11 protein-coding genes and 1 pseudogene are annotated in these 12,215 nt (G+C 61.1%); all 12 read left to right on the top strand.

The window, feature by feature from the left end; genetic code table 11:
• Positions 1–16 precede the first annotated feature (16 nt).
• Positions 17–2,923 (top strand): UDP-N-acetylmuramoyl-L-alanyl-D-glutamate--2,6-diaminopimelate ligase, encoded by a 2,907-nt coding sequence (locus tag ACTTKG_RS05535; RefSeq protein ID WP_442673256.1) that lies wholly within the window; start codon positions 17–19, stop codon positions 2,921–2,923.
• Positions 2,920–3,894, top strand: coding sequence for a phospho-N-acetylmuramoyl-pentapeptide-transferase (gene mraY, locus ACTTKG_RS05530; protein WP_442673255.1), 975 nt, complete (start codon positions 2,920–2,922; stop codon positions 3,892–3,894). Before ACTTKG_RS05535 ends, mraY begins: the two co-directional genes overlap by 4 nt.
• Before the next feature lie 73 nt (positions 3,895–3,967).
• Complete coding sequence (gene murD, locus ACTTKG_RS05525; RefSeq protein WP_442673254.1) at positions 3,968–5,350, top strand: UDP-N-acetylmuramoyl-L-alanine--D-glutamate ligase; 1,383 nt, start codon at positions 3,968–3,970, stop codon at positions 5,348–5,350.
• A 45-nt stretch (positions 5,351–5,395) separates the two neighbouring features.
• Entirely contained in the window at positions 5,396–6,505 is a 1,110-nt protein-coding gene (murG, locus tag ACTTKG_RS05520) for an undecaprenyldiphospho-muramoylpentapeptide beta-N-acetylglucosaminyltransferase (protein ID WP_442673253.1), read from the top strand.
• A gap of 12 nt (positions 6,506–6,517) precedes the next feature.
• Positions 6,518–7,891: a UDP-N-acetylmuramate--L-alanine ligase gene (gene murC / locus ACTTKG_RS05515; RefSeq protein ID WP_442673252.1), complete on the top strand. Its 1,374-nt coding sequence runs from the start codon at positions 6,518–6,520 to the stop codon at positions 7,889–7,891.
• 4 nt (positions 7,892–7,895) lie between these two features.
• Positions 7,896–8,834: a D-alanine--D-alanine ligase family protein gene (locus ACTTKG_RS05510; RefSeq protein ID WP_442673251.1), complete on the top strand. Its 939-nt coding sequence runs from the start codon at positions 7,896–7,898 to the stop codon at positions 8,832–8,834.
• Between the two features lie 34 nt (positions 8,835–8,868).
• Complete coding sequence (locus ACTTKG_RS05505) at positions 8,869–9,657, top strand: cell division protein FtsQ/DivIB (RefSeq protein WP_442673250.1); 789 nt, start codon at positions 8,869–8,871, stop codon at positions 9,655–9,657.
• Positions 9,658–9,760: 103 nt separating this feature from the next.
• Complete coding sequence (locus ACTTKG_RS05500) at positions 9,761–9,937, top strand: hypothetical protein (RefSeq protein ID WP_442673249.1); 177 nt, start codon at positions 9,761–9,763, stop codon at positions 9,935–9,937.
• Between the two features lie 9 nt (positions 9,938–9,946).
• A complete protein-coding gene (locus ACTTKG_RS05495; protein ID WP_442673248.1) occupies positions 9,947–10,558 on the top strand; it encodes an N-acetyltransferase in 612 nt (203 codons plus the stop codon).
• A 103-nt stretch (positions 10,559–10,661) separates the two neighbouring features.
• On the top strand, positions 10,662–11,363 hold the full coding sequence (locus ACTTKG_RS05490) for a DUF881 domain-containing protein (protein WP_442673247.1): 702 nt from the start codon (positions 10,662–10,664) through the stop codon (positions 11,361–11,363).
• Positions 11,360–11,695, top strand: a complete 336-nt coding sequence (locus tag ACTTKG_RS05485; RefSeq protein ID WP_442673246.1) for a small basic family protein — start codon at positions 11,360–11,362, stop codon at positions 11,693–11,695. Before ACTTKG_RS05490 ends, ACTTKG_RS05485 begins: the two co-directional genes overlap by 4 nt.
• A gap of 146 nt (positions 11,696–11,841) precedes the next feature.
• Positions 11,842–12,215: pseudogene (locus ACTTKG_RS05480) on the top strand (cell division protein FtsZ); the annotation flags it as partial.

Raw genomic sequence — 12,215 nt, 5'->3', positions numbered from 1 at the left:
TAAATTTCATGGAGGGATGGCAATGAAGACGCTTGCCGAGTTGGCGGCGCTCGTCGAGGGCGCTGAGATCAAGGGAGATGCAGCCGTGAAGATCGCGGACATCGTGCACGATTCGCGCGAGGCGACGGATGGGACGCTTTTCGTCGCCATCGAAGGGCTGCATGTCGACGGTCATTCCTTCATCGCGCAGGCGGTCGAAAAGGGCGCGTGCGCGATTCTGACGGAGCGCGAGATCGAGATTCCCGAGGGTGCGGCGGCGGTTCTTCGCGTGCCGAATCTTGCGGCGGCGCTTGAGGTCGTCGTGCCGTTTTTCCATGATTATCCGTCGCGAAAGATGCGCATCATCGGCATCACGGGCACGAACGGCAAGACGACGACGAGCTACATGACGCGCGCTATCCTGCGCGAGGCGGGGTACAAGGTCGGGCTCATCGGCACGATTCAGATCCTCGTCGAGGATGAGGCTCTGCCGATTCACAATACGACGCCCGACGTCGTCGTCCTGGAGCGAACGCTCGCCTATATGGCGCGGCGCGGCATGGATTTCGTCGTCATGGAAGTCTCTTCGCACGCGCTCGATCAAAACCGCGTGGCGGGCATCGAGTTCGATACGGCGGTATTCACGAACCTCACGCAGGATCATCTCGACTATCATAAGACGCTCGAAAACTACAAGCGCGCGAAAGCGCGCCTTTTCGACCTTGTGAGCCGCAAGGGTGCGAAGGCGGGTAAGACGACCGTCGTCAACATCGACGATGCGGCGGGTGAAACGATGCTCGCCCATGCGAAGTGTGCGCATCTCACGTATGCCGTGAAGAAGGAAGCCGCCCTTCGCGCCGAGAACATCCGCGTCCATGCGCGGGGCATGGAGCTGACGCTTGCAGGCGCTTTCGGCAGGATGGATCTTTCGCTCGGCGTCACGGGAATCTTCAACGTCTACAACGTCATGAGCGCCGTCGGCGCGGCGCTCGCAGAAAGGATCGCGCCCGAGGCGATCAAGAGGGCGCTCGAAGCTTTCAAGAGCGTGCCCGGACGCTTCGAGCTCGTCGATGCGGGGCAGGCGTTCTCCATCATCGTCGACTATGCGCATACGCCCGACGGCTTGGAGAACATCCTCAAGACGGCGCGGGAGATTGCGGCAGGACGCATCCTCACGGTGTTCGGCTGCGGCGGCGACCGCGACCGCACGAAGCGGCCGATCATGGGACGCATCGCGGCGTCGCTTTCCGATGTCGTGCTCGTGACTTCGGACAATCCGCGCACGGAAGATCCCGCGCGCATCCTCGATGAGGTCGAGGTCGGCGTGCTTGAGAAGATTGGCGACAAGCGCCATGAAAAAATCGCCGACCGCCGCACGGCGATCGTGCGTGCCGTGGCGCTCGCCGAAAAGGACGACATCGTCATCATCGCGGGCAAGGGGCACGAGAATTACCAGATCTTGAAGGACAAGACGATCCACTTCGACGACAAGGAAGTAGCACGCGAGGCCGTCGCCGCGCGGGAAAAAAGCTATGCGATGCGCTTTTCGCTCGCCGACGTCGAGCGTGCGGCGGATGCCGAAGCCGTGCGCACGGCGGCGGACATCGTATTTTCCGACATCGTGACGGATACGCGAAAGATTGCGGCGGGATCGCTTTTCGTCGCGCTTCAAGGCGAGCGCTTTGACGGCGCGGACTTCGCGGCGCAGGCGGTCGAAAAGGGCGCGGCGGGCGTTCTCGTGGCGGCTGATACGCCCGAGGCGAAGCTGCCGAAGACGGGCGTCGTGCTCAAGGCGAAGGACACCCTGCGCGCTTATCAGCGGATCGCCGCCGCGTGGCGCAGGAAGTTTTCCATCCCTGTCGTCGCCATCACGGGTTCAAACGGCAAGACGACGACCAAAGATTTGACGGCCGCCGTGCTCGGCGCACGCCTTCTTGTGCAGAAAACGGCGGCGAACTATAACAACGAAATCGGCCTGCCGCTGACGCTCCTTGGCCTTCGCGCCGCGCACGAGGCGGCTGTCGTTGAGATCGGCATGAGGGGGCTCGGGCAGATCGCCGCGCTCGCGCCGCTCGCCGCGCCGACCGTCGCCATCGTGACGAACGTCGGCGAGGTGCACATGGAGCTTCTCGGCTCGATCGAGAACATCGCGAGGGCGAAGGCGGAGCTTGTTGAAGCTGTGGAGCCGGGCGGCACGGTCATACTGAACGCCGACGATGTGCGCGTCCTCGCGATGCGCGAGAAGGCGAAGGCGGGCGTGCGCGTCGTGACCTTCGGGCTTTCGCGCGATGCCGATGTGCGTGCCGTCGCCGTCGGCAAGGCGGAGGGCGGCATGAGATTCATGCTGGAATGGAAAAACGAGCGCGGGCGACTGGAACGGCACGAACTCTTCCTGCCGATGCCCGGGAGACACAATGTGTCGAATGCGCTCGCCGCCATCGCTGCGGCTCGCGTGCTCGGCCTTTCGCTCGCGGATGTCCGGCGCGGACTCGCCGTGCCGCCTGCGCAGAAGATGCGCTTTGCTGTCGAAAAGTGCGGCGCATACACCTTCGTCAACGACGCTTACAATGCGAGTCCCGCATCGACACGCGCGTCCTTGAAGACGCTCGCCGAGATGTTCACGGGCAGGAAGATCGCCGTCCTCGGCGACATGCTCGAACTCGGCAGCGCGTCGAAGAGCGGCCACGCGAGCGTGGGCGAAGAGGCGGCGCATCTGGGCTTTGCCGCCGTCCTCTCGCGCGGCGAGGAGAGCCGCTTCATCGCGGAGGCCGCAAAGGCGGGCGGCGTGCCGCTCGTCGAGCGCATGACGTCGCACGAGGCGGCGGCGGCAAGGCTCAAAGAGATCCTGCAGCCGGGCGACGCCGTGCTCTTCAAAGGCTCGCGCGGCATGAAGATGGATGAGATCATCCCCCTGTTGAAGAAGGCGCTGGAGGCAGGCAAATGATGGATGTGAATACGACGGCGCTTTCTCTTGCAGGAGCGGCGGCGCTCGCCGCCGTCCTCGTGCTCGCGGTCGCCCCTTTCGTGATTCCCGAGCTGCACAAGCTGAAGTTCGGGCAGAGCATACGCGAGGAAGGGCCGAAGAGCCATCAGGCGAAGAGCGGCACGCCGACGATGGGCGGCGTCATGATCATCGCCGCCATCACGCTCGCGACGCTTGCCGCCGCGCCCTTGACGGCGGGCGTATGGCTCGCGCTCTTCGTGATGCTCGGGCACTTCGCGCTCGGCTTCCTCGATGACTACATCAAAGTCGTGAAGAAGCGCAACCTCGGTCTCAAGGCGCGGCAGAAGCTCTTGGGGCAGATCGTCATCGCCGTCGTCGTCATTTTTTTCGCACAGCACGAACTCGGCATTGCGACGACGGTCTGGCTGCCGCTCATACACGCGGAGCTTGACATCGGACTCTTCTACTATCCGCTCGTGCTCTTCGTGCTCGTCGGCACGAGCAACGCCGTGAACCTCACGGACGGCCTCGACGGCCTCGCGGCGGGCACGGTCACGGTCGCCGCACTCGCCTACATGGCGGTCGCGCTCGCCTTCAGCGCGACGGGGCTTGCCGTGTTCGCGGCGGCGATTGCGGGCGCTTCGTGCGCCTTTTTGCGCTTCAATCATCATCCGGCTCGCGTATTCATGGGCGATACGGGTTCCTTGGCGCTCGGCGGCGCGATCGCCGCGCTCGGCATTCTCACGCATACGGAGATCCTGCTCGCCGTCATCGGCATCGTCTTCGTCGCCGAGGCGCTTTCCGTCATCATCCAGGTCATCTCCTTCAAGACGACGGGAAAGCGCGTCTTCCTCATGAGCCCGATTCATCACCACTTCGAGCTAAAGGGGTGGCAGGAAACGCGCGTCGTTCATACGTTCTGGCTCGTCGGCGCAGTCTTTGCGGCGCTCGGCGCATGGCTTGCATATTGACGCGGGCGGACGTTTGACATCTTGGGAAGCCTCCCTCGTCTGCAGGGAAGAGATAAAGCGAGGAGGAAGCATATTGCATCTCGATACGGATTTCAAAGGGAAGAAGGTTCTCGTCGTTGGCGCCGGGATCAGCGGCTTTGCGGCGGCGAAGGTTCTAAAGAGGCTTGGCGCGAAGGTCACGCTTTCCGATGCGAAGGACGAGGCGGCGATCAAAGAAGACGTCTCGGAGCTTCGCGAACTCGGCATCGGGCTGATCTTCGGCGCACAGGAAGCCGCGCTCCTGGACGGCTGCGATCTTCTCGTGCTCTCGCCCGCCGTTCCCGTCGCCATCCCGCTCGCCGAGGAGGCGAAGCGGCGCGGCATCCGCATCACGAGCGAAGTGGAATTGGCAGCGACGCTTGCCAAGTCGCCGATCTTCGCCGTGACGGGGACGAACGGCAAGACGACGACGACGACGCTCCTGGGGCTGCTGCTCGCCGAGAAGTTCGGCAAGGAGAAGACGCGCGTCGGCGGCAACATCGGCTATCCGCTGTCGGAAGCGGTGCTGGAGGCGGGCGAGGGCGGCGCGGTCGCCGCCGAGATTTCGAGCTACCAGATGGAGGCGACGGAGCGCTTCCGTCCGAAGGTTGCCGCCGTCCTCAACGTGACGCCCGACCACATCAAGCGCCACGGCTCGATGGAAGTCTATCAGGCGATGAAGGAACGGCTTTTCCGCGAAATGGCAAAAGGTGATTGGCTCGTCCTGAACTACGACGACGAGAGGACGCGCTCGATGCAGGAGCGTGCCGCGTGCCCCGTATTTTTCTTCAGCCGCAGGGAGGCGCTCGAAGAGGGCGCTTTGCTCTTAGGCGACAAGCTCGTCCTGCGCCAAGGCGGCGAGGAGATTGCGCTCGTGACGACGGCGGAGCTTGGCATCAAGGGGGCGCACAACGTCGAGAACGCGCTCGCGGCGGCGGCGATGGCGCACCTTGCGGGCGTCGAGGCTGAGGCAATCCGCCGCGTGCTGCGCTCCTTCAAGGGCGTCGAGCACCGCATCGAGCATTTTCTCGATCTCGCGGGCGTCGCCTGGTACAACGATTCCAAGGCGACGAATACGGACTCGGCGATCAAGGCGCTCGAATCCTTCTCGGACGGCATCGTGCTGATTGCGGGCGGCGACGACAAGATGACGGATCTGACGGACTTCATGCATCTCGTTTCGGAGCGCTGCACGGAACTGATCCTCGTCGGCGACGCCGCCGTTCGCTTCGCCGAAGCCGCGCGCGCAGCGGGCTTTCCCGCCGCGCACATCCACGACGCCGCGTATTCGATGAAGACGGCGGTCTACATCGCTGCGCGGCTCGCGAAGCCGCCTGCCGTCGTGCTCTTGTCGCCCGCGTGCGCGAGCTTCGACATGTTCGACGGCTTTGAGGAGCGCGGCGAGGTGTTCAAGCGCCTGGCACGCGAGCTGGTATAGGAGTTTGCAGAAAAACGCAGAAATGGCAGGCAAAGGGGAACAGGTATGAAGATCATCGTTTCGGGCGGCGGCACGGGCGGCCATATATATCCGGCGCTGACGCTCGTGAGCGCTCTCGCCAAGAAGGAGCGCACGGCGGAATTTCTCTACGTTGGCACGCAGAAAGGCCTGGAAGCCGACATCATACCGAAGGAAGGCATCCCCTTTGAAACCGTCGATATCGAGGGGCTCAAGCGCAGTTTCTCGCCCGCGAACATCGTGCGGCTCGGACGCGCCATGCACGGCGTTGCAGAGGCGGCGGCCATCGTGCGCCGCTTCCGCCCCGACGTCGCGATCGGCACGGGCGGCTACGTCTGCGGGCCGATCCTCATGGCGGCGAGCCTCGCGCATGTGCCGACGCTCATTCAGGAGCAGAACGTCGTGCCCGGCGTGACGAACAAGATCTTGTCGAAGTTCGTGACGAAGATCGCCGTCGGCACGGAAGAGGCTCTGTGCCGCTTCCCGCGCAAGAAGGCGGTCTTTACGGGAAATCCCATCCGCCGCGAGGTCATGACGGCGAGCCGCGAAAAGGCGCTCGAAAAGTTCGGCTTCGATGCGGCGAAGCGCACGGTGCTCGTCTCGGGCGGCAGCCGCGGCGCGAGGAGCATCGACCGCGCGATGGTCGGCGTCCTGCAGGCGGCGCAGAAGTATCCCGAGGTGCAGTTCCTTCTCGTCACGGGAAGGGGCGAGTATGAGGACGTCATGCGCCGACTGGAGGAGGTGGGCGTGGATATTGCCGCCGCGCCGCACATCAAGGTCGAGCCTTACCTCTACAATATGCCCGAGGCGATGGCGATGGCGGATCTCGCCGTCTTCCGCGCAGGTGCGACGGGACTTGCCGAGCTCACGGCACGCGGCGTGCCCGCGATCTTGGTGCCGTATCCGTACGCGGCGGAGAACCATCAGGAGTACAATGCACGCGCCTTGGAGCGGGCGGGCGCGGCGCGCGTGATCTTGGATCGCGATCTCACGGACAAGACGCTTTCGGCGCTGCTCGGCGAGCTTTTGTCGGAAGAAGGAAAGCTCCGCCGCATGGCAGAGAAGAGCCGTGCGCTCGGCCGCCCCGAGGCGGCCGATGAGATTGCCGATCTCGTGCTGGAGATTGCGAAGGATTAGGAGGAGAGAGAGTTGCTGAAGGACATCCATAAGATACATTTTGTCGGTATCGGCGGTGCGGGCATGAGTGCGCTCGCGCACATTTTGCTGGAAAAGGGCTATGAGGTGACAGGCTCCGATCTCGGCTCTTCCGCGCTGATCGAGCAGCTCAAGGGTCTCGGTGCGCACATCCATCACGGGCATCGCTCAGAGAACGTGCATGGGGCAGAAGCCATCGTCGTCTCGACGGCGATTCCTGAGACGAATCCCGAGATCGTTGAGGCGGCGCGGCTCGGCCTGCGTCGCTTCCATCGCTCGGACATCAATGCCGCGCTCCTCAACGCGGCGAAGGGCATCGCTGTGGCGGGAGCGCACGGCAAGACGACGACGACCTCGATGCTCGGCGTCGCGCTCGACCATGCGGGCATCTCGCCGACGATCATCATCGGCGGCGAGGTCGATGTCCTCGGCGGTAACGCGAAGCTCGGCAAGGGCGAGTATCTCGTCTCCGAAGCCGATGAGAGCGACGGCTCGTTCCTGAAGCTCCGGCCGCACATCGCTGTCGTCACGAACATCGAGGACGATCATCTCGATCACTATGGCACGCTCGCGAACATTCGCAAGGCTTTCCGTGAATTTCTGGAAAACATCAAGCCCGATGGCCACGCTGTCCTGTGCTTTGACAACGAGAACGTGCGAGACATTGCCCGGACGCTTGGCCGCAAGGTCATCTCCTACGCCATCGACCATGAGGCGGACTATCGCGCGGGCAAGATCGAGATGCACGGCGCGGGCGTTGATTTCTCCGTTCTGCACGAAGGAAAAGACCTCGGCCGCGTGCGCCTCAATTTGCCTGGCAGGCACAACGTGCTCGACGCGCTCGCAACCGTCGTCACGGGGCTGTCCATCGGCTTGACGGTCGAGCAGATGGCGGCGGGACTTGCGCTCTTTCACGGCGCGAAACGGCGCTTCCAGACGAAGGGGCGCGTGCAGGACGTATGGGTCGTCGACGACTACGCGCATCATCCGACGGAGATCGCGACGACGCTCCTCGCGGCGCGTCAGACGAAGCCGCGCCGCATCATCTGCGCCTTTCAGCCGCATCGCTACTCGCGCACGAAACTTCTTGCCGCTGAGTTCGGCGGCGCTTTTCGCGAGGCGGACGTGCTCGTACTGACGGATATTTATTCAGCGGGAGAAGCGCCGATCGAGGGCGTGTCGGGGCGCACGATTCTCGACGCCGTGCGGCAGACGACGGGGCAGGATGCGGTTTATATTCCGCAGCGGGAAGATATTGCCGCGCACCTCGCCGCCATCGCACAGTCCGGCGACATCGTCCTCACGATGGGTGCGGGCGATATATGGAAGACGGGCGAGGAACTGGTCGCCCTTTTGGAGGGGAAGTAATTTCATGAAGCAGGGAAAGATCGTCGTCGTCATGGGCGGACCGTCGAGCGAGGCGGAAGTCTCGCGCCGCACGGGCGCCGCCATCGTCAGCGCCTTGGCGTCGAAGGGCTATGCGGTCGAGGGCATGGAACTCGATCCGCCGCACTTTGCCGAGGCGATAAGAAAGAGCGACTGCGCCATCGTCTTCAACGCGCTGCATGGCAGGTACGGCGAGGACGGCGTACTGCAGGGCATGCTCGACATGCTAGGCATCCCCTATACGGGTTCGGGCGTCCTCGCCGCCGCCGTCACGATGGACAAGGTCATGTCGAAGCGCGTGTTCCTCGGCGCCGGCATCTCGACGCCGCGCTCCGAGACGTTTCATCGCTTTGAATTTGACGCGGAGCTTCCCGCACGCATCCGAAAGGCTTTCTCGCTGCCCGTCGTCATCAAGGCGTCGTCGCAGGGATCGAGCATCGGCGTCGCCATCGTCGAAAAGGAGGAGGAGCTTGCCGCGGCGCTCAAGGACGCCTTCCGCTACGACGAGGAAGTGCTCGTCGAGGAGTTCATTCGCGGCAAGGAACTGACCGTTGCCGTCTGGGGTGACGCGAGAGAAGCGCAGGCTTTTCCCGTCATCGAGATCACGACCGTTTCGGGACGCTACGACTACGCGAGCAAGTACACGAAGGGCGCGTCGACGCATATCATTCCCGCACGCATTCCCGTAGATGTGACGGAGCGCGTGCAGCAGCTCGCCGTCGACGCTTTCCGCGCCTGCGGCTGCCGCGGCGCGGCGCGTGCCGACATGATGCTCGGCGAGGACATGACGCCCTATGTGATCGAGATCAACTCGATGCCCGGCATGACGGAGACCTCGCTCGTGCCCGATGCGGGACGCGCTATGGGCGTCGAGTTCCCCGAACTCTGCGAAAGGATCTTGGAAATGGCAGGGTATAAGAAGTAAGAAGTGAGCGAAGGTACGGAAAGGAGGCGGAACGATGGCGGAGGAAAGGCAGGAGAATCTCGGCTTTACCGAACCCGATGCGTTGTCGGGCGAGACGTATATCGTGCGCCGCCGCAGCCCGCGCCGCGTCCTCAAGGGATTCCTCTTCCTCGTCGTCTCGGGCGCTCTGCTCGCCGTCGCCGTCTACTCGCCGCTCTTTTCCGTGCGCGATGTGCGCATCATCGGCAACCACTACATGCCGGCGGATGACATTCGCCGCGTCGCCGGCGTCTACCCGGGCGTGCCGCTCTTCCAGGTAAAGACGGCGGAGATGGCGCAGCTCCTGATGAAGGATCTGCGCGTCGAGCAGGCGAGCGTGCGTCGCTCCTTGCCCTCGACGCTTGAGATTCAGATCGTCGAGCGCCGCCCCGTCGCCACCGTCGACTGCGACTTTGGCTACGTCGATCTCGACCGCGAAGGCACGGTCATCGATGCCTACAAGACGCTGAAAAAGATGGCGATTCCTATGGTCACGGGCATCAAGCTCAAGGACATCTACATCGGCGACAAAACGGCGGATGAAAATCTCAAAGCGGCGCTCACCTATCTCTACACATTGAAGCCCGAGACGAACAGCCGAATCTCTGAAGTATCGCTTAAGAATCCGAGCGACGTCATGGCATACACGACGGGCGGCGTGCAGATCCGCCTCGGCGCACTCGACCGTCTGGAAGAAAAAGCGCATCTGACGGACAGCTTCATCATCGATCAGGAAGTCACACAGCGTCCCGTGGAATACGTGGACTTCAAGTACACGGCGCCGTTTATCAAGTTCAAGCAGTGATTCCTTTACATTCTCGAAATGCGGCAGTATAATATCCTTGAAAGGGTATGAGACGGTGTTTCGATGGAAGCCTTTTGCTGTGTGAATCGGAAGGGTGGCTGTCATGGCGACAAAGAGTTTCTTGAAGAGCGTGAATATCAAAGAGGACAAGCAGATTCGGGTATTTGCGAATGCCTTGGAAAAGGCGGAGCAATACCGCGCCAAGAATCTGGGGCAGCCTGTATATGAGGTTCCGCCAGAGAAGATGCGCATCTTGTTGTCGAAGTATCGAAATGCGTAAGGCTTCATAATGTTCGGAACACCGATTATCAATTTGCTGGATTTGATCGAGGGCGGCGAAGAAGAGGCGCTCAACAACATCCTCGCGGAGTTTTCGTGTCCCTACAATGAAGATGTGGAGAACTTTCTCAAGGAAAAGGCGGTTGCTTTTTCAAAGCAGAGAATAGCCGCCACATATCTTGTCTTTAAGCAATATAAAGGCGAAGATGTTGTGGTCGGCTATTTTTCTATCGCACAGAAGTATTTTCATATTGATTTGAAACGAGGGTCATTGAGCAAGACTTTGCGAAAAAGGATCAACAAGTTTGCCGTATGGGAAGAGTCTCTGCATAGATATATCGTTTCCGCCATCTTGATCGGACAGCTAGGGAAGAATTATGCGCATGGTTACGATCGACTGATTCGCGGCGATGAACTTCTGGCGATCGCCTGTAATAAGGCGGCGCAGATTCAGCGTATATCCAGCGGAAAGGTCGTGTATTTGGAGTGTGAGGAAAAGCCTGCCCTCGTAGAATTTTATGAACGCAATGGGTTTCATAGTTTTGGCAGACGTATGCTCGACAGGGATGAGTCAGATGTTTTGGAAGGCGGCTGCCTGGTGCAGTTGTTTAGATATCTGTAATTTTCCGCATGGTAGAACGGCGGGGTATTCTATTGGCAGATAAAATCTTTTGCGTTATAATTTCTTTGTGAGCTCATTTCAGCAACATCGCGGGAGGCGTTTTATGATCAATTTTAAGCAGGGGCGGTGGTCTATCGCCGTTGTCTGCATGGTACTCGGCTTCATGCTCGCCGTGCAGTTCCGCGCGACGGAGGACATGCGCCAGTCCGTATCGCAGCAGCGCGTGGAAGAGCTTGCCACGCGCCTTCTGGAGACAGAGAAGGAACGCGACCGTCTGCAGGAAGAGCTAAAGGATACGAAGGATGCGGCGGCGGAGGGACCGAGCAACGACTATCTGCGTATGAAGGGCGGCTTCACGGCGCTCGCAGGCCCCGGCGTCACAGTGACACTCGATGACAGCAAGGCGACATCGAAGGCGGGAGAGAATCCGAACCTCTATCTGATTCATGACGACGATCTTCTGCGCGTCATCAATGAGCTGCGTGCGGCGGGAGCCGAAGCCATAGCCATCAACGGACAAAGGCTCACGGGCACCTCGGAGATCCGCTGCGCAGGGCCGACGCTTTCCGTCAATAACGTGCGCTCGGCGCCGCCTTACAAGATCCGCGCCATCGGCGATCCTCAGAGTTTGGAGAAGTCGATCAAGATGCGCGGCGGCGTCGAGGACACCTTGAAGGTCTGGGGTATACAGATCGACGTGAAGAAGGAAGAAAATATTGAAGTTCCCGCATACAAGGGCGCAGCGTCGTTCAAATATGCAAAAGCAATTGATGCGGTTTCAGATACAAAGGAGGATGCAAAATGATTCTGCCCGTCCTCGGACTTGTCGTCGGCGTTGCCGTCGGTATGCTTTCGCCGATCACCGTGCCTCTTGCTTATGCGAAGCTCTCTTCCGTCGCGCTTCTTGCCTCGCTTGACTCCGTGTTCGGCGGTCTGCGTGCGGCATCGGAAAATCATTTCGACAACGCCGTATTCATCTCCGGTTTCTTTATGAATGCTCTCATGGCGGCGTTCCTCGTCTACATCGGCGACCGTCTCGGCATCGATCTCTACTATGTCGCGCTCTTGGCGTTTGGTCTGCGCGTATTCCAGAATTTGGCGATCTTGCGCCGCCACTTCTTCGAAAAGCATAATTGAAGAGAAAAAAGCAAGCATTTTCATAAGTTTTTTATGGCGCAAGCATTAAAATAATGATAGAATGGTAAGGAAACTTTTGAGAATGACTGCCGTGTGTCCTCCGGGGGCCGAAGAGCGGACAAAGCTATATTTTGGGGGTTACTATCGTGTTTGAATTGGATGATATGGGTTTGGACCAGTTCGCCAAGATCAAGGTCATTGGTGTGGGCGGCGGCGGCAGCAATGCTGTGAACCGCATGATTGCCGCGGGACTTCAGGGCGTGGAGTTCATCGCCGTCAATACGGATGCGCAGGCGCTTCTGCACGCGATGGCGCCGAAGCGTATTCAGATCGGCGAAAAGCTCACGCGCGGTTTAGGCGCGGGTGCGCGTCCCGAGATCGGTGAACAGGCGGCGGAAGAGAGCCGTGACGACATCTTGCAGTCGCTGCAGGGCGCGGACATGGTCTTCGTGACCGCCGGCATGGGCGGCGGCACAGGTACGGGGGCGGCTCCCGTCGTCGCCGAGTGTGCGCGTGAGAT

This window comes from Selenomonas sp., from assembly GCF_052169755.1.
Lineage (GTDB): Bacteria > Bacillota > Negativicutes > Selenomonadales > Selenomonadaceae > Selenomonas.
This window is presented reverse-complemented; position numbering and strand designations above follow the sequence as displayed.

What these genes read in the sequence shown, in the direction of transcription:
- ACTTKG_RS05485 (WP_442673246.1), top strand. Translation starts at nt 11,360, where the DNA reads ATGATTCTGCCCGTCCTCGGACTTGTCGTCGGCGTTGCCGTCGGTATG.
- ACTTKG_RS05500 (WP_442673249.1), top strand. Translation starts at nt 9,761, where the DNA reads ATGGCGACAAAGAGTTTCTTGAAGAGCGTGAATATCAAAGAGGACAAG.
- ACTTKG_RS05495 (WP_442673248.1), top strand. Translation starts at nt 9,947, where the DNA reads ATGTTCGGAACACCGATTATCAATTTGCTGGATTTGATCGAGGGCGGC.
- ACTTKG_RS05535 (WP_442673256.1), top strand. Translation starts at nt 17, where the DNA reads ATGGCAATGAAGACGCTTGCCGAGTTGGCGGCGCTCGTCGAGGGCGCT.
- mraY (WP_442673255.1), top strand. Translation starts at nt 2,920, where the DNA reads ATGATGGATGTGAATACGACGGCGCTTTCTCTTGCAGGAGCGGCGGCG.
- ACTTKG_RS05490 (WP_442673247.1), top strand. Translation starts at nt 10,662, where the DNA reads ATGATCAATTTTAAGCAGGGGCGGTGGTCTATCGCCGTTGTCTGCATG.
- ACTTKG_RS05505 (WP_442673250.1), top strand. Translation starts at nt 8,869, where the DNA reads ATGGCGGAGGAAAGGCAGGAGAATCTCGGCTTTACCGAACCCGATGCG.
- murG (WP_442673253.1), top strand. Translation starts at nt 5,396, where the DNA reads ATGAAGATCATCGTTTCGGGCGGCGGCACGGGCGGCCATATATATCCG.
- ACTTKG_RS05510 (WP_442673251.1), top strand. Translation starts at nt 7,896, where the DNA reads ATGAAGCAGGGAAAGATCGTCGTCGTCATGGGCGGACCGTCGAGCGAG.